The following is a 16,138-nucleotide window of genomic DNA, read 5'->3' as shown; positions in this document are numbered from 1 at the left end:
CCTGGCAGTGGCTGTGTTGAACAATCAGTTAAGGAACGGCGCGCTTGGGCTCAACTCACTCTTTGCAACTGAATGAAACATGATTGTGACAGATCGGCAAAACCCTGCTTACAGCCGCTCAAAGAGTTATTTTTAAATGAAAAAGAGCCGCCCGGTGGCGGCTCTGGAAATGGATTTTGTTACCGTGTTCAGTTGGCTTGGCGCCGCAGGAAGGCCGGAATTTCAATACGCTCCTGATCCGGATCGACCTCATCCTGAACAGGTGCCGTTGCGTCGGATGCCCGCATCGCCGGCTGCTGACGCGGCGGTTGCGCGGGTGTATCCGCCGCGTGACCGGTCATCCGATCGATCAGGCGATTGAACCCGAAACGCGGCCGTTCTTCCTGTTCAGGCTGTGCCTGAGGCGCAGGTTCCGGGGTCTGCGAAACGCGCATACGCTGCCCCGAAGACGGAACTTTCTGAACCGCCGCCTGCAACCGCTGCATGGCGGCCGGGGACGGTGTTCCGGGCGCCGGGGCGCGCGGTGCGACATAGCTTTCAGCAACCGGTTCTTCGGGTTCGGGGCGCGGCTCAAACTCGGCGACCTGCGGTTGATAAGCAGGCGGCGGCAGGCCATCGTCTTGCTCGGCCACTGCTGCAGGTTCGTCGTGCCATCCTTCTTTCAGTTCGACGTCCTCGATGGATTCAAACAGTGTCGGCGCAATGTTTGTTTCATCCACGCTCGCTTCGGCCGCGACCTCTTGCACCGGCTCTTCGGCGGAATCTTCAGCCGATACCGTCCGCGTCAGCGGGGCTGACATTGAACGGCGCGCGACAGGCACGTCAGATTGCACATCAGTTGCGTCAATCCCCGTCGCGACGACAGAGACGCGCATGCCGCCTTCCATCTCGGTATCGAGGGTCGAGCCAACGATGATATTGGCCTCGGGGTCCACTTCCTCGCGGATGCGGTTTGCGGCCTCGTCCAGTTCGAACAGGGTCAGGTCATGTGCGCCGGTGATGTTGATCAGAACGCCCTTGGCGCCCTTCAGGCTGATCTCGTCCAGCAGCGGGTTGGCGATGGCCTTCTCAGCCGCCTGGATGGCGCGGTCTTCGCCGGTGGCCTCACCGGTGCCCATCATGGCCTTGCCCATCTCGTCCATCACCGCGCGGACATCGGCAAAGTCGAGGTTGATCAGGCCGGGACGAACCATCAGGTCGGTCACGCCCTTGACGCCCTGATAGAGCACATCATCGGCCATCGAGAACGCCTCGGTAAACGTGGTTTTCTCATTCGCCAACCGGAACAGGTTCTGGTTCGGGATGATGATAAGCGTGTCGACCACCTGCTGCAGCGCGTCGACACCGTCTTCGGCCTGACGCATCCGCTTGGCCCCTTCGAACTGGAAGGGTTTGGTCACGACGCCAACGGTCAGAACGCCCAGTTCACGGGCCGCCTGCGCGATGATCGGCGCGGCCCCGGTGCCGGTGCCACCGCCCATACCGGCGGTGATAAAGCACATATGTGCGCCGGCCAGATGGTCGACGATCTGTTCAATGCTTTCTTCTGCGGCTGCGGCACCGACGGTTGGACGAGCCCCCGCGCCCAGACCTTCGGTAACTTTCACGCCCAACTGAACACGCGCCGACGAGCTGCTTTGCTGCAACGCCTGCGCGTCGGTGTTCGCGACCACGAACTCAACGCCGTCCAGTTGTTTTGCAATCATGTTGTCGACGGCGTTTCCACCTGCCCCGCCAACGCCAAATACCGTAATCCGTGGCTTCAATTCTTCGTGCCCGGGCATCGAAAGATTCAATGTCATGCTCTGTCCGCCTGTTTTATATGTTGCCGCGAAACGCGGTGTTTTTCTGACCTATCCGCCCTTGATTCTACTGCTGAATTCCACAAACGTCACGCCAAAAATGGCTGGAAACCGCAAAATATGGAGGAATTATGGCAGCAATCAGCGGCATTTCGCAGACCGCGCCACATGTAGCGGTGCAAGCAAAGTTTCGCACAACGCAAGGCAATTCCGCGCGACACTGCCAGCAACGCGCCACATCAGACAAATTTGATCTTTGATCGCGGAAAACTGCTCTGGTCCTGCCGCCAAGCCTCTTTCGGGCCCTGTGGATAGTTTTAGGGATAATTCCGGTCCACGCAACCCAATTCTTTAGCTGGTTGGCGCACTTGGACAGTTCAAACTGTCGGTTGTGATCCGGCGGACCTCCTGTATCTCGGCGTCGGCAAACGTCGATAGCCGTACAAGCAATCGCCCTTCGTATTCAAAGGGCCACCAGCAAACGGGCAAGCCGTCCGGGTCGTCGTCATACAGGAAGCAAACCTGACCATCCGGTGTGGTGATCTGCCCGTATACGCAGCCCTTCCCTTGCTGCCGCCAGACCGAGAGCGACGGGCTCAGGAACTGCTCTGTGCCGACCAGTTCGCCGCTGCGGATTTCGTGGAAGTCGACGGTTTTGCCCTCGACCGCTGCCAGGAACGCCTCGGGCGATATCCGCGATTGCGCCGGCGCAGCAGTTGCCCAAAACGCACTCAGGATAGCGGCGGTTACTGCTTTACCAGTTGTCACGGAACCAACGCACGGCCCGTTTGAACGGGCGCGCCGAATAGGTGTCGACCGGAATTTCAAAGTCCCACCACTCGTCCTGCGGATGCGCAGCAAACAAGCTTAGCCCGACTGCCGAGGAAAACCCGGGTCCTGTCGCCGACTGGGGAAGACCGTGGACACGTAGCGGGCGACCCAGACGAACACGCTGGCCCAGAATGCGGGTTGCCAACCCGTCCAGCCCCATGATCTGACTGCCGCCCCCGGTCAGAACGATCTGCTGGCTGGGAAGGTGATCAAACCCGGCTGCATCCAATCGGGTGCGGACCTCTTCGAGAATCTCCTCGACCCGCGGGCGCATGATACCGATCAGTTCGGCCCGGCTGACGGTCCGGCGATCATGCTCCCAATCCCCGGTGTCGCCGCCGATATCAATCAGGTCGCGGTCATCCGCGCCTGTTGCATGGACCCCCCCATTGAAGGTCTTGATCCGCTCGGCCACCGCAGCGGGCACGCCAAGCCCCATCGAAATATCACTGGTCACGTGATCGCCGCCCATTTTGACGCAATCGGCGTAAATCATGTGTTTCTTCATGAAAATCGACACGCTGGTGGTGCCGCCGCCCATGTCGATGCAGGCCGCGCCCAACTCCTGCTCGTCTTCGACCAGGGCCGAGATGCCCGACACATAGGCCGAGTTCGCAATCCCAGCCAACTCCAGATCACAGCGTTTGATACAACGCACGATGTTCTGGATCGCCACAGCATCCACCGTCAACATGTGCAGATCGACGGCCAGCGATTGGCCCAGCTGACCGCGCGGATCTATCAGGCCTGAACGGTTGTCCAGCGCAAAGTTCACTGGCTGTGCATGCAAGACTTCGCGCCCGACGCCGTAATCCGGAACGTCGCAGGCGTTCAGGACACGCCCGACCTCGGCCTCGGTGACCAGTTGCCCTTCCAGATCGACTTGTGCGTCAAGGCCGTAAGACCTCGGGTTGGCGCCCGAGAAACAGGCGATCACATGATCCACCCGAATGTCTGCCATTTTCTGCGCAGCTTGCAAGGCTGTGCGAATTGCACGCTCGGTTTCCTGCATCGCGCTGACTTCGCCGAACTGCACGCCGCGCGAGCGGGTGGTCGCCGCGCCGATTACGCGGAACCCGGTCTGACCGGCCATCGACCCGATCGAGTTATCATCACTCAACCGCCCAGTGCCATCAAACCGCAGAACAAGACAGGCGATCTTGGAACTGCCCACATCCAGAATGGCGACAACGCCCCGTTGCATCGCCTGCCTGCGCATCTGCCGCATGGCGCGTTGGGACTGGTAGAGGTCGGTCATCATAGTCTTACTGCCCGTCACTTGGTGTAACTTTTGTGTTCCACCAGATGTCGCTGGCGGTTTTGTTCATTCTGATCGTCGGTCGTTGTCCAAGGCGCATGTCCACAACCGCCACGTCACGTTCCAAAAGGTCCTGAACCTCGTTCACGGCCAAAACATGCTCCAACGCTCTTACAGGGCGTTCCGTCGGCAACATGATCCGCTGCTTGCGATCCAGAACCAGATCCCAGCGCCGCTCACCCACGCGAACAAGACCGCGCACACGCTGTCCGAGACTGCGGGCCGTTGTTAGGATTTCCAACGCCTCGGGGACTTGCTTGTCTGCGCCCCTGCCCGCGATCAGCGGCAGGTCTGCGTGATCGGCCCGTGCTGCGATCCGGTCCACATGCGCGCCGGTTTCGTCCAGCAACTCAATTCCATCGCGATTTCGCCAGACAATCACCGGCTGGCGCTCGACAACGTCAATCTGAAGAATGCCGCCCGGACGGATGCGCACAGTGGCGGATTTGACGGGGTCCAAACCGGTTATCGTGTCGCGGATCAGTTCGACATCCAGATCCCAGGAGCTGAGCGGGAAGTCCAGTGGCACCACCTCTCGGATGTCCTCGGACAAACCCGTTCCGGCCCCGTCAATGGCCATCAGGTTGACCATGAATTCCGGTCGTTCCTGGATCGACGTCTTGATACCCGCCACATACGTTGCGACCGCATCGCGCCGGTCCTGAGACGCAAAAAATCCGCCAACAATTGCTGCGATCAGGATCACCGGCAGACCGAGCCTCAGCCCCTTGCGAAATCCCGGCGTCAGCATCAGGCGCTGGAAGCGGTAGCTGAGACGCGAAGGCGTTGGATCACTGCGTCCTGAACGGCGTCCGAACCTTCCAAAACCCCGCAAGCGCATTTTTGGTTTCGCGTCAGGCGAGGCGTCCGAAGCGGAATGGAACTCCGCGTCCGGCCCGGCCAGAGCCTTGGTCCGGTGGATGACCGGTGCGCGGGTGGCGGTCAGCGGTCGCATGAGGCGTCCTCCACCATCCACGCGCAGAGCTGGCCGAAGGTCATGCCGACATGCTCGGCCTGTTCGGGCACCAGCGATGTGGGCGTCATACCCGGCTGCGTATTTGTTTCCAGCAGAAACAGCCCGTCCGCGCCCATGCTGTCATCCCAGCGATAGTCGGTGCGGCTCACCCCGCGACAGCCCAAGGCATCATGCGCCTTACGCGCGTAATCCATACAGCGGTCAAAGATGTCCTGCGGGATGTCGGCGGGTAGGATATGCCACGACCCGCCGGGCTTGTACTTGGCGTCATAGTCGTACCAGCCGCCATCGGTCATGATCTCGGTCACGGTTAGGGCGCGGTCGCCCATGACGGTCACCGTCAGTTCGCGGCCTGCCACGTATTTCTCGACCATCACCTGATCGGGCATCTCGTCGTCCAGTTGCGGCGGTCCGTTGGCGTTTTCGTGGACGATATAGATGCCGACGCTGGACCCTTCGTTATTGGGCTTGGCCACGTAAGGCGGCTCCATGACGTGAACCTCGACCACTTCGACCTTGGGGACGATCACGCTGGGCACGATCGGCAGGCCCTCGGTTTGGTAAATCTCCTTGCTGCGCTGCTTGTCCATTGCCAGCGCCGAGGCGAGCACCCCGGAATGCGTATAGGGGATGCGCATCCATTCCAGCAGGCCCTGAACGCAGCCGTCTTCGCCCCAGCGGCCATGCAGGGCGTTGAAAACCACATCGGGCTTGATGTCCAACAGGCGCGCGTAGAGGTCGGGACCGGCGTCCAGCTCGACCACTTCAAAGCCTTCTCCCCTGAGGGCGGCTGCGCATTCGCGCCCGCTGCTGAGAGACACCTCGCGTTCCGCCGAGGGGCCACCCATCAATACCGCCACTTTGGGGTTTGTCCTGCTCGACATACCCAATGTGCGCCTCAATGTCCCCGGACCTTATGTGATGGTCCGTATCCGCTTATGCCTTTGATCCGTCGCCTGAATTTGCCTGTTTTGGTCTGACGGTCGCGGCTTTAATCTGTCAGCGGATCACCGATCCGCATGATTTCCCATTCTAGCGTGATGCCGCTTGTTTCGTAAACCTTTTTTCGCACCTCTTCACCGAGACCTTCGAGGTCAGCGGCGGTGGCAGAGCCGGTATTGATCAGGAAATTCGGGTGCTTGGGGCTCATCTGCGCGCCACCGAGGGTCGCCCCGCGCATCCCGGCATCGTCGATCACCTTCCAAGCCTTCAGATCATGGACATCATCGGCCTTGCCGGTCGAGGAAAACCCGGCGGGATTGCGAAAGGTCGACCCGGCGCTTCGGTCCTTGGTGGGTTGGGTTTCGTCACGCTTTTGCAGCTGTGCCGCCATGCGGGCATGCAGCTCTACGGGTTCACCGGGCGGGCCTTTGAACGTGGCCGAGACCAGCACCGCGCCTTCGGGCAGGTCGGTTTGGCGGTAGCGGAAATTGAGCTGTTTCGGCGTGAGTTCAACCAGTTCACCCGACCTTGTGACGATGGTGGCGGTTTGCAGTACGTCCGCCGTGTAGCTGCCGTAACAGCCCGCGTTCATCCGCACCGCTCCGCCGATCGAGCCGGGGATGGTACGTAAAAAGGTCAGGTCCACGCCAGCATCCGCCGCCTTGCGGGCCACATGCGCATCCAGCGCCGCCGCGCCTGCGGTGACGGTGTTGCCGTCGATTGAAATGGTATTGAACCCGCGCCCGAGCCGGATCACCACGGCCCGCAACCCGCCATCGCGCACGATGAGGTTCGAGCCAACGCCCATCGGGAAGACCGCGACCTCGGCAGGCAGGTCGCGCAGAAAGGTCTGCAGGTCTTCGGTATCAGCGGGCTGGAACAGGTAATCCGCAGGGCCGCCAACCCGGAGCCATGTGAGGTCGTCGAGAGACCGGTTTTCGGTGAGTTTGCCGCGTGGTGTTGGGAGTGTGGTCATGAGCGCTTGATCGCGGATTCAGAATTGGATGGCAATGCGTCAGATCCTTTTCCGCAGCCAACGCCCCAGATAAATCACCGGCCAACGCAGAACAGACATCCCCGCTGCCAGGACGATCAGACCGATCCAAGGCCCGTTTTCATAAGTGACATAGCCCAGAATGGGTACACCTACGGCGATCAGGAAATAAGCACGGGTCCAGTGGTTGTCTTTGCTTGGGATCATCGCCAGTACGTTGGCAATCACTCCCCAAAGACCGGCAAGGGCAAGGGACAACGTCATTTCGGAACCTCCTTGCCGGTCCATTTACGCCAGTAATAACGAATTGGGTTGCGAAACATCGAGACGAAGCCGCCAAAAGCAAGCAGCGAAACAAACCAGCCGAAATCGTATCCCAACCAGACGATCAAAGCAGGTGCGCAAAAGAGCAGTAAGAGACCGGGCGGGAATTGCATACGCATCGGCAGCATCGCGACAACGGTCGCGGCGAGCACCCATGCGCAGGCCAGGATCAGCGAAAGCGCCACCGGTCAACCCGCCTTGGCAAGCAATCGATCCGGCAAGCCATTTGCCCAAGCGCTTATCGTACCGGCGCCAAGGCACACGACCATGTCGCCCGGACGCGCCTGTTCGCGGACAAGGCGCGCCAGATCTTCCTCGTTCAGTATGGCGCGCGCGTGACGATGCCCGTGACGGATCAAGCCCTGCACAAGGTCATCGCGCGAGGCACCTTCAACCGGGTCTTCGCCTGCGGCAAACACCTCGGCGATGGCAACAACATCAGCGTCGTTGAAGCAAGTGCAGAAGTCGTCAAACAAGTTTGACAAACGCGAATACCGATGCGGCTGGTGCACGGCGATGACACGACCTTCGGTCGCCTGCCGGGCGGCTTTCAGCACGGCGGCGATTTCTACGGGATGGTGGCCGTAATCGTCGATGATGGTGACTCCGCTGACCTCTCCGACCTTGGTGAAGCGGCGGTTGACGCCTCCGAAATTGGCCAGCGCGTCGCGGATTTCCGAGGTCTTCATACCCAGATGGCGGGCCACGGCAATGGCAGACAACGCATTCGACACGTTGTGATCACCGGGCATGGGCAGAGTGCAACCCTCGATCATGGTGTCCTCGTATTGCAGGTGGACATCAAAATGCGCGACCCCGCCCTGATACGTCAGGTTCAGGGCACGCACATCCGCCTGAGCGTTGAAGCCATATGTCCTGACGCGCCTGTCAGTGATCCGGCCCACCAGCGTCTGCACTTCGGTGTGATCGGTGCAGCAGACGGCCAAACCATAGAACGGCAGATTCGAAACGAACTCGTAGAATCCATCCCGCAAGGTGTCGAAATCGCCCCAATGCTCCATATGCTCGGGGTCGATATTGGTGACAATAGCGATCGTCGCGGGCAGGCGGTTGAACGAGCCGTCGGACTCGTCTGCTTCAACCACCATCCACTCACCCTGCCCCATACGGGCGTTCGATCCGTAAGCGTGAATGATCCCACCGTTGATCACCGTCGGGTCGAAATCCCCCGCCACCATCAATTCAGCCATCATCGTGGTGGTCGTGGTCTTGCCATGCGTTCCCGCGATGGCGACATTCGAGCGCAGACGCATCAATTCGGCCAGCATGTCAGCCCGGCGGACGACGGGCAGGCCCCGGGCGCGGGCCTCGTCCAACTCGGGGTTGCCTGGTTTGATTGCGGTCGAAACGACGACCACAGCCGCGTTTTCCAGGTTCTCAGACCGTTGGCCGACGAAGATTTCGGCACCCAAATCGGCCAAACGGTCGGTGATCTTGGAAGCCTTCAGGTCAGACCCCTGCACCCTGTATCCCAGGTTCAAAAGCACCTCGGCGATACCCGACATCCCGATCCCGCCGATGCCCACAAAGTGGATCGGTCCAACGTCCTGCGGCAGTTTGGTTGCTGGATTCATGTGGTCTCCTTCTGCGCCAGCTGTTCGACAAGGGCCACCAGACGCTCGGTCGCGTCAGGCGCCCCTGCCGCCAAGGCTGCATGGGCCATATTTTGCGCGGCTTCGGGGTTGGTCAGAACTGCGGTGATTTGCTGCGTCAGCGCAGAAACGTCAAGGGCATTTTCCGGTATCATGATGGCACCGCCCGCCTGAACCAGCCCGCGTGCATTCGCAGTCTGATGATCACCGGCTGCGGCAGCAAATGGGATCAGGATCGATGGACGACCAATGACCGAGATGTCGGCGACGCTGGACGCGCCGGACCGGCTGATCACGAGCTGTGCCTCGGACATACGGCGCGGTACATCCTGAAAGAACGGCTGCACATCTGCATTGATGCCGTATTCGCTGTACATGGCGGCGACACGCTCGCCATCTTCCTCTCTTGCCTGATGTGACACGCGAATGAACCCGCGCAACATTTCCGGCAAAGCGGCAATCGCACCCGGCACAACGTCGCTGAGAATACGTGCGCCTTGCGATCCCCCCATCACCAGAATCGACATAGGGTAATCACCGGGAGGTATATAACCGGCGGCCGCCCGATCCAGAACAGACGCCCGCACCGGGTTGCCCGTGTGGACGCCATCCGCGCCTTCGGGCAGATCCGTGGGCCAGACGCCGCAAGCCACATGTGCGACACGCGTCGCGAACACCTGATTGACACGACCCAGAATGCCGTTCTGCTCGTGGATCATACGTGGAAGCTTTAGCAAAGTTGCGGCACCCAGCGCCGGGATCGAAGGGTAACCGCCAAAACCCACAACCACATCCGGCCGGTCCCGAAGCATCTGAAACGTCATGCTGGACACGCCGCCAGCGATCCTTGGCCCGACCATCGCCTTGGCGGCCAATCCGCCGCGCGCAAACGTGGCCGAGGACGCCTCGACAATCTCGGTCGAGTGAGGAAAGCCGCCGGTGTAACGCGCGCCGCGCGCGTCGGTGGACAGGCGCACCCGCCACCCTTTGTTCAGCATCGCCTCGGTCAATGCCTGCGCCGGGAACATGTGCCCCCCGGTGCCGCCCGCCGCAATGAGAAGATAAGGTTTGCTCATCAGCCCCGTCCGCGCAGAATGTCGCCGAGCTCGCCCTGCGGGCGCACCCGGGTAAATGCCAAAAGCATCCCGACCGCAATACCGCCGGCAATCAGAGAAGAGCCGCCATAGCTGACAAACGGCAGCGTCATGCCCTTCGCGGGCAGCAGTCTGACCGCAACGCCCATGTTAATCATCGCCTGCACACCGAAGGTACACGCCAGACCGGTGCCTGCCAGACGAATGAACACGTCGCGCTCTCGCATCAGGCGCAGCAGCGAGCGTACCACGATGATCGAATAAAGCGCGATGATGATCAGAACCAAAATCAGGCCGTACTCTTCGGCGGCGACGGCGATGATGAAATCCGTATGCGCATCGGGCAATGACCATTTCACCTGCCCTTCACCGACGCCTACGCCGAACAACCCACCTTCGCGGATTGCGTTGGTCGCATAGCCAAGCTGTGTTGTCGGGTCGACCTCCTGATTGAGAAAACCATCGATCCGGCGCGCAAAGTGTTCGGAGTTCGAATAGGCGAACATCCCGCCCAGAACCACGACACCGGCCATGCCCACCAGCAGCAGCATGGGTGCACCCGCGACGAAGTACATTACACCCCACGCGAACAGGATCAGGCACGCTTGCCCGAAATCGGGTTGCACGACCAGCATGCCAACAATCGCCATACAAAGCGCAAACGACCACAGGCGCCCCGGCGGGCCGTTGATCTCTTGCGAGGCGGCAAGAAGCCACGCAGCAACAACAACGAAACCGGGTTTCAAAAACTCGGACGGCTGCAGCGAAGCAAAGCCCAGCGAGTACCAGCGCACCGCACCTTTGCCAAAGTCGGTGCCGAAAACCGGCAGAAAAGCCAGTGCGACAAAGGAAACCAGAAATCCCAACACGGCCAGACGCCGTACCAAAACAGGCGACATCATCGAGGTCAGCAGCATTGCCAAAAGCGCCAGCCCGCCAAACAGCGCCTGCCGTTCGACATAATGGAAGGGATCAAACCCATTGCGACCGGCCAAAGGAGGCGATGAAGCAAGGCCCAAGAGCAATCCAATCACGAACAGGATCAGGACGCAGGACATGCTCCAGCGATCAATCGTCCGCCACCACTTTGGTAGAATCGGTTCGCCGCGCTGGTCCTGGACCGCGCCATACACCATCTCAGTCATGAGATACCGCCACTATCTGCCTCGTTACCGCCCCGTTTTCGGGGTCTCAAAAAGACTCTACCGCGATTTTTGCGTTTGGGCCAGCGGAATGAGCGTAACAGGGGGATTTCACGTAGCATCCGTGGTGCCGGACGACCTCGCAGTTGACACCTGACGCGGCAATTCAGCTAAAATACACGCCCGGTAATTCAGTGTGAAAGCCGCCGCCGAATGTTTGTGAGATTTGTGTGCCCCGATCCCGTTGTCGGAATGGCCGCCCGAAGCGGCTTCTTTTGCGCTGCCTACGAACTGAACGAGGCACAGACGCTGGATCCGTATTCCCAAGCGCGTCTTGAGCATTTGTTGCAGTGGTTCCGCGAGCACCTGGCGGTCCCGACCCGTTTCAACAGCTCAAAATCGAAAGGCGCATTTCACCGAGATACCCGCGGCTTGAGCTGGTTCAAACCCAACGCGTCAGAGGCGCTGTCCAAGTCCTATGAATTAATCGCGCTGCTTGCTGAGAACGGGTATGTGATTGAAACGCTGCGGTCCGATCGGGTCGGCTATGTCGTCTATGAAGACGATCACCAAATCGTCGCCGAACCATTTGCAGACACACCAAGTTAGTCCATAAAGGTTCCCGATTTCCGCCCGTCTTCGTCTAGCCCGTCAATCAGGATACCAGGGGCTTTCGGTTCTTCTTGTGCCTTTCCACCAATGTACGAACCTGCACGCCTTTGGCCGGGACCAGCCGTGCCAATTGCGGTACATGGTTTTCGGTCAGGATTTCCGGGAAAAGGTCTTGAATCTCGGCGACTGCCGCATCGCCGACACTCTTGAGCGCTTCGGGTCCGGTGAACAAGCTTTCTGACGGCGCGCCTTCTGCGAAAATCACTTCGTGCCGATCGAACAGGATGTGGTGATACGTGACTTGCGCAACGGAGGCGTCCACCGAAACACCAGACATCCCAACAAGCTTTTTCGCCGCTATCAGGATTTCCCGTTTTGCAAACATCCTTGAGGCTATTTGTGACCGCACCAGCATTCGATGTTGCGGCGATACCAGCAGATCTTTTTCGGGCAACCCTTCGCCAAGCGAGCCTTTGGAAAACCGGATCGGGCGAAGGTTTGGCTTGACCGCAAGATCGATACTGTCCAACGTTCTGGACCCAATCCAGCGGATAATCTGCGGGCCGCTATCCAGTGTGTTGACCAGATCGCCAGCTTTCAACGTTTCTATGGCGCGTGTCCCTGTCGGTGTCTGAATACCGGTGCCTGAAACAAAGCAAGGCACAACAGTATCAACATCAATGCTCTGCCCGTTGTTGATGATTGCCGTAATCTCAAGCGGCGTATCCAGCGGTGGTATCGCGCCGATGAAGGCCATGAAATACCCGTCCTCAGCATCGACACCAATCGAGTCGCCATCCCCGTTGAGATCATAATCGAACAGCGCGATCTGATATGTATTGGTGCCGTCAGTGACCGATACCGTGAAGTCCCAAAAGATGATTTCGTCATCCAAAGTCTGAGTAGGGTCGTTCCCGATTTCGTTCGAAACGCTGTCGCCTTCGAACACCGTTCCGTCAGCGCCATCTTCGACGGTGATCTGGCTGTAGGCAGAGATTTCGAAAACGGACCCGACAACCGTGGTCGAAGCTCCGGCATCCGTCAGTGTCGTGTTGCTACGCAGTGCACCGAAAATCGTCGATGGCATCGGGGAAAACTCCACCAAACTCAAACTAGGCCGTTCCCTGTCCTCAGGGTCGAAAAAGACTATTGGAATAAGCAGGAATTGGTCAACAGCAACGGATTTGCGTGTGCATAAATCCAACCGGTGCTGTTCCATCTGATCCAAACAGATGAAATGAAACCGAAATTTGCCTGCTCAATTGAGAAAAGATGCGATTTTTAGGTGCCGTTTTTCAGCCGCAAGCGAAACTACGCCGACCGAGCCCGGCTTGCCATCGGGGAAAAACCGCGCCAATGGCTTTCGCATGAATTACGATACAATCATCCTTGGCGCCGGAGCCGCCGGAATGATGTGCGCCGCGCATTGTGGCGGGCGCGTCCTTGTGATTGACCACGCAAAAGCTGCGGGCGAGAAAATTCGAATCTCGGGCGGCGGTCGCTGTAATTTTACCAATATCCATTCAGGCCCCGAAAACTTCCTTTCGCAGAATCCGCATTTCTGCAAATCCGCCCTGGCGCGTTATACGCAGTGGGATTTTGTCGATCTGGTCGGGCGCCACGGCATAGCGTGGCACGAAAAGACATTGGGTCAACTGTTCTGCGACCGGTCGTCCAAACAGATCATCCAGATGCTGTTGACCGAAATGTCGCAAGCCGGGGCCGACTTGTGGGTCCGAACCGAATTGAAAGACCTTGGCAAAACGGAAACCGGATACACGCTTGAGGTCAACCGCGAGGGCCAACGACACAGCCTGACCTGCGCCAATCTTGTGCTGGCCACCGGGGGCAAGTCGATCCCCAAAATGGGGGCCACGGGGCTGGCCTACGATATCGCCAGCAAATTCGGCCTGCAGGTGACGGACACGCGCGCGGCGTTGGTGCCGTTCACATTCTCGGACGGAAAGTTCAAAGACCTGTCCGGCGTATCTTTGCCCGTACGGCTGTCGAACCAGCGCACCAGTTTTGACGAAGCGCTGCTTTTCACCCATCGCGGGCTTAGCGGACCATCGGTTCTGCAACTGTCGTCCTACTGGCTTGAGGGGGAAACGATCCACGTCAATCTGATCCCCGATCTGGACCTGTTCGACATGCTGCGTGAGCAGCGTCATGTCGGTGGGCGAAAAGCCCTGCGAACCGAACTGGCCCGTCATTTGCCCGGCCGGCTTGTCGATTTCCTAAGCCTACATATCCCGATGCACGGCAATTTGGCAGACCAATCCGATGGTGCCCTTGGTGACCTGACCGCTGCGCTGTCCAATTGGCAACTCACCCCGTCCGGGACCGAGGGTTACAGGACGGCAGAAGTTACATTGGGCGGTATCTCGACCGATGGGTTGTCGTCAAAAACGATGGAGGCCAAGGATGTCCCTGGCCTCTATGTCATTGGTGAAGCGGTTGATGTCACCGGCTGGCTGGGCGGCTATAACTTCCAGTGGGCCTGGTCGTCAGGCCACGCCGCTGGAACGGCTATTGCCAGAAACCGTTAGCCGACGACGTTATAACCGCGTCCGCGCATGCAGTTGCGCACGATCACTTCTTTGTTCTGGTTCTTCGAGATCACGTCCGCGCCCGCGCCGATCAAGGCACCTGCTGCGGCAGCGCGACCCAGATTGTCGCTGCTGTCCTGGATGATCGCCGTGGTCGCCGCTGCACCGGCCGCGCCAATTGCGGCATTACCCGCGGTTGACCCGTCAACGCTCGCCTGCGACGCGGCCAGTTGCTGACATTGCAGCAGGTCGTTGTTGTAGTTCGGCCCAACGGGGCCATCGATAACGGGCTGATAGTTGGCACCCGTATTGGTGCAGGCGCCTGCAACCAGAAGGGCAGGCAAAATCATAGCGAATTTACGGTACGGCATAGTCATGACCTCGTTTTGAATTTCCGAAAGGCAAAACCAAAAGTAATGGCGCGTCAAGCTGATAGGGTCAAAGCTTGACCGAACCGGCGGTCATTTGCAACTGCTGGTGCCAGACAGTCTGTCGCGCACCTCTGACACAAAATCCTCACCGCGTTTTTCAAAGCTGTCATACTGATCGAAACTTGCAGCCGCCGGGGCCAGCAATACCGTCTCGCCCGGTTGCGCGTCTGCCATTGCCTGTTCCACGGCCCGTGCCATCGTGGTGCAAACCTCGGCTTCGGCATCAAGCTGCATTGCAAACCGGGCCGCTTCTCGCCCGATCACGTATGCCTTCAACACATTCCCTGCAGCCCCATTCAAGGCGGCAAGCCCGCCCTCTTTCTCGAGACCCCCACAAATCCAGCGGATGTTCTCGAAGGCGCTGAGGGCTTTGACCGCGCTGTCCACGTTGGTCGCCTTCGAGTCGTTGACAAAGGTGACGCCGCCCACCTCCGCAATGATCTGGCTGCGATGCGGAAGACCCGGAAAACTGTGAAGCGCGGCTTCGATAACCTTTGGCGACAAGCCTATCGCGCGACACGCCGCGTAAGCCGAACAGGCGTTCTGGTGGTTGTGTGCGCCGGGCAGTCCTTTGACCGCTCGCAAATCGATCGATCCGGCCTGCCGCCCTTTGCGATACTCCGACAAGAAACCCTTGCGCGCAAAGACCTGCCATCCCGGCCCTGCCAACTTACGTTCGACCGAGATGCGAATGACGCGATCATCGGCGGGACCTTCGGCCATCTGGCCAGCGAGGAAGGCCCCTTCGGCTTCATCAACTCCGATAATGGCCCGGTCCGGGCCGCCTTCGGAAAACAGGCGTCGCTTGGCCGCGAAATACCCGCCCATTCCGGCGTGCCGGTCCAGATGATCGGGCGACAGGTTCGTGAACACCGCGATATCAGGCGTCAGCGCACGGGCTAGTTCGGTCTGATAACTGCTGAGTTCCAGCACAACAACCGATCCGTCGCTTCCGGGATCAATGTCCAGGACACCGCGACCGATGTTCCCCGCCAATTGCGAGCTCCGCCCCGCCTCGGTCAGAACATGATGGATCAGTGCCGCAGTCGTGGACTTTCCATTGGATCCCGTCACTGCAATGACCCGAGGAGCGGTGTCAAACCGACCCCAATCCTGATCCGCATAGCTGCGAAAGAAAAGCCCGATGTCATTGTCCACCGGTACGCCAGCTTCAAGCGCGGCCACCACAACGGGGTTGGGTTCCGGATAAAGGTGCGGAATGCCCGGTGAAACGATTAAAGAGGCGATACCATCCATCGCCCCGGTGCGCCTTAGGTCTGCGCAGGAAAACCCCTCTGACTCGGCAGCCTCGCGCGTGGCGGGGTTATCGTCCCAACATATCGGATTGGCCCCGCCGGCGCGCAATGCCCGCGCGGTGGTCAGCCCGGAACGGCCCAGCCCCAATACTGCAACTTTCTGCCCAGAAAACCCTTTGACCGGGATCATGCCGCGCACCTTCCTGACGTGAAATCCATGCGCACACTGCACCTAAGGAAAACGGAAAGGCAAG

Annotated in this window: 16 protein-coding genes; 2 read left to right on the top strand and 14 right to left on the bottom strand. The window is 59.5% G+C overall.

Features of this window, described 5'->3' with window-relative positions; all coding sequences use genetic code 11:
- Positions 1-188: 188 nt before the first annotated feature.
- The 11 genes from ftsZ to ftsW form a co-directional block, all read right to left on the bottom strand.
- The gene (ftsZ, locus tag RA28_RS04800; RefSeq protein ID WP_039524167.1) at positions 189-1,802 is read right to left on the bottom strand and encodes a cell division protein FtsZ; all 1,614 of its coding nucleotides are present in this window, start codon (positions 1,800-1,802) and stop codon (positions 189-191) included.
- Between the two features lie 351 nt (positions 1,803-2,153).
- Positions 2,154-2,570: a hypothetical protein gene (locus RA28_RS04790; RefSeq protein ID WP_039524163.1), complete on the bottom strand. Its 417-nt coding sequence runs from the start codon at positions 2,568-2,570 to the stop codon at positions 2,154-2,156.
- Positions 2,557-3,891, bottom strand: a complete 1,335-nt coding sequence (gene ftsA, locus RA28_RS04785) for a cell division protein FtsA (protein ID WP_039525824.1) — start codon at positions 3,889-3,891, stop codon at positions 2,557-2,559. The genes RA28_RS04790 and ftsA overlap by 14 nt, the downstream gene beginning before the upstream one ends.
- Before the next feature lie 7 nt (positions 3,892-3,898).
- Complete coding sequence (locus RA28_RS04780; protein WP_082029722.1) at positions 3,899-4,906, bottom strand: cell division protein FtsQ/DivIB; 1,008 nt, start codon at positions 4,904-4,906, stop codon at positions 3,899-3,901.
- Positions 4,894-5,811 (bottom strand): D-alanine--D-alanine ligase, encoded by a 918-nt coding sequence (locus RA28_RS04775; protein ID WP_039524161.1) that lies wholly within the window; start codon positions 5,809-5,811, stop codon positions 4,894-4,896. Before RA28_RS04775 ends, RA28_RS04780 begins: the two co-directional genes overlap by 13 nt.
- A 107-nt stretch (positions 5,812-5,918) precedes the next feature.
- Positions 5,919-6,845, bottom strand: a complete 927-nt coding sequence (gene murB / locus RA28_RS04770) for a UDP-N-acetylmuramate dehydrogenase (protein WP_039524160.1) — start codon at positions 6,843-6,845, stop codon at positions 5,919-5,921.
- Between the two features lie 39 nt (positions 6,846-6,884).
- Positions 6,885-7,127, bottom strand: a complete 243-nt coding sequence (locus tag RA28_RS04765) for a DUF2484 family protein (RefSeq protein ID WP_039524159.1) — start codon at positions 7,125-7,127, stop codon at positions 6,885-6,887.
- The gene (locus tag RA28_RS04760; RefSeq protein WP_039524158.1) at positions 7,124-7,372 is read right to left on the bottom strand and encodes a DUF2484 family protein; all 249 of its coding nucleotides are present in this window, start codon (positions 7,370-7,372) and stop codon (positions 7,124-7,126) included. Before RA28_RS04760 ends, RA28_RS04765 begins: the two co-directional genes overlap by 4 nt.
- Positions 7,373-7,375: 3 nt before the next feature.
- The gene (murC, locus tag RA28_RS04755) at positions 7,376-8,782 is read right to left on the bottom strand and encodes a UDP-N-acetylmuramate--L-alanine ligase (protein ID WP_039524157.1); all 1,407 of its coding nucleotides are present in this window, start codon (positions 8,780-8,782) and stop codon (positions 7,376-7,378) included.
- Positions 8,779-9,876 carry a UDP-N-acetylglucosamine--N-acetylmuramyl-(pentapeptide) pyrophosphoryl-undecaprenol N-acetylglucosamine transferase gene (locus RA28_RS04750; protein ID WP_039524156.1) on the bottom strand — a complete coding sequence of 366 codons (1,098 nt, stop codon included), beginning with the start codon at positions 9,874-9,876 and terminating at the stop codon, positions 8,779-8,781. The genes murC and RA28_RS04750 overlap by 4 nt, the downstream gene beginning before the upstream one ends.
- Positions 9,876-11,039, bottom strand: a complete 1,164-nt coding sequence (gene ftsW, locus RA28_RS04745) for a putative lipid II flippase FtsW (protein ID WP_039524155.1) — start codon at positions 11,037-11,039, stop codon at positions 9,876-9,878. The genes RA28_RS04750 and ftsW overlap by 1 nt, the downstream gene beginning before the upstream one ends.
- Before the next feature lie 249 nt (positions 11,040-11,288).
- On the opposite strand from ftsW, the gene RA28_RS04740 reads away from it, so the two are divergent.
- On the top strand, positions 11,289-11,645 hold the full coding sequence (locus RA28_RS04740; RefSeq protein WP_241481062.1) for a hypothetical protein: 357 nt from the start codon (positions 11,289-11,291) through the stop codon (positions 11,643-11,645).
- A 46-nt stretch (positions 11,646-11,691) separates the two neighbouring features.
- On the opposite strand, the gene RA28_RS04735 is transcribed toward RA28_RS04740, so the two are convergent.
- On the bottom strand, positions 11,692-12,735 hold the full coding sequence (locus tag RA28_RS04735) for a Hint domain-containing protein (RefSeq protein ID WP_039524151.1): 1,044 nt from the start codon (positions 12,733-12,735) through the stop codon (positions 11,692-11,694).
- A 280-nt stretch (positions 12,736-13,015) separates the two neighbouring features.
- Between RA28_RS04735 and RA28_RS04730 the strand changes: the two genes are divergently transcribed.
- On the top strand, positions 13,016-14,197 hold the full coding sequence (locus RA28_RS04730) for an NAD(P)/FAD-dependent oxidoreductase (protein WP_039524149.1): 1,182 nt from the start codon (positions 13,016-13,018) through the stop codon (positions 14,195-14,197).
- Here the strand turns inward: RA28_RS04730 and RA28_RS04725 are convergent.
- Together RA28_RS04725 and murD are read right to left on the bottom strand one after the other, a co-directional pair.
- Complete coding sequence (locus tag RA28_RS04725) at positions 14,194-14,574, bottom strand: hypothetical protein (RefSeq protein ID WP_039525817.1); 381 nt, start codon at positions 14,572-14,574, stop codon at positions 14,194-14,196. The two genes, RA28_RS04730 and RA28_RS04725, sit on opposite strands and share 4 nt — an antisense overlap.
- A gap of 84 nt (positions 14,575-14,658) precedes the next feature.
- Positions 14,659-16,074 carry a UDP-N-acetylmuramoyl-L-alanine--D-glutamate ligase gene (gene murD / locus RA28_RS04720; RefSeq protein ID WP_039524148.1) on the bottom strand — a complete coding sequence of 472 codons (1,416 nt, stop codon included), beginning with the start codon at positions 16,072-16,074 and terminating at the stop codon, positions 14,659-14,661.
- Positions 16,075-16,138 lie beyond the last annotated feature (64 nt).

It is taken from the genome of Ruegeria sp. ANG-S4, assembly GCF_000814005.1.
Lineage (GTDB): Bacteria > Pseudomonadota > Alphaproteobacteria > Rhodobacterales > Rhodobacteraceae > Ruegeria.
The sequence above is the reverse complement of the archived record's forward strand: the minus strand, read 5'-3'. Positions and strand labels throughout refer to the sequence as shown.

Excerpts from the sequence above, each read along its gene's own strand:
- RA28_RS04765 (WP_039524159.1), bottom strand. The coding sequence starts at position 7,127 with ATGACGTTGTCCCTTGCCCTTGCCGGTCTTTGGGGAGTGATTGCCAAC.
- RA28_RS04780 (WP_082029722.1), bottom strand. The coding sequence starts at position 4,906 with ATGCGACCGCTGACCGCCACCCGCGCACCGGTCATCCACCGGACCAAG.
- RA28_RS04730 (WP_039524149.1), top strand. The coding sequence starts at position 13,016 with ATGAATTACGATACAATCATCCTTGGCGCCGGAGCCGCCGGAATGATG.
- ftsW (WP_039524155.1), bottom strand. The coding sequence starts at position 11,039 with ATGACTGAGATGGTGTATGGCGCGGTCCAGGACCAGCGCGGCGAACCG.
- RA28_RS04775 (WP_039524161.1), bottom strand. The coding sequence starts at position 5,811 with ATGTCGAGCAGGACAAACCCCAAAGTGGCGGTATTGATGGGTGGCCCC.
- RA28_RS04750 (WP_039524156.1), bottom strand. The coding sequence starts at position 9,876 with ATGAGCAAACCTTATCTTCTCATTGCGGCGGGCGGCACCGGGGGGCAC.
- ftsZ (WP_039524167.1), bottom strand. The coding sequence starts at position 1,802 with ATGACATTGAATCTTTCGATGCCCGGGCACGAAGAATTGAAGCCACGG.
- RA28_RS04725 (WP_039525817.1), bottom strand. The coding sequence starts at position 14,574 with ATGACTATGCCGTACCGTAAATTCGCTATGATTTTGCCTGCCCTTCTG.
- RA28_RS04740 (WP_241481062.1), top strand. The coding sequence starts at position 11,289 with ATGGCCGCCCGAAGCGGCTTCTTTTGCGCTGCCTACGAACTGAACGAG.
- RA28_RS04735 (WP_039524151.1), bottom strand. The coding sequence starts at position 12,735 with ATGCCATCGACGATTTTCGGTGCACTGCGTAGCAACACGACACTGACG.
- ftsA (WP_039525824.1), bottom strand. The coding sequence starts at position 3,891 with ATGACCGACCTCTACCAGTCCCAACGCGCCATGCGGCAGATGCGCAGG.
- murC (WP_039524157.1), bottom strand. The coding sequence starts at position 8,782 with ATGAATCCAGCAACCAAACTGCCGCAGGACGTTGGACCGATCCACTTT.
- murD (WP_039524148.1), bottom strand. The coding sequence starts at position 16,074 with ATGATCCCGGTCAAAGGGTTTTCTGGGCAGAAAGTTGCAGTATTGGGG.
- murB (WP_039524160.1), bottom strand. The coding sequence starts at position 6,845 with ATGACCACACTCCCAACACCACGCGGCAAACTCACCGAAAACCGGTCT.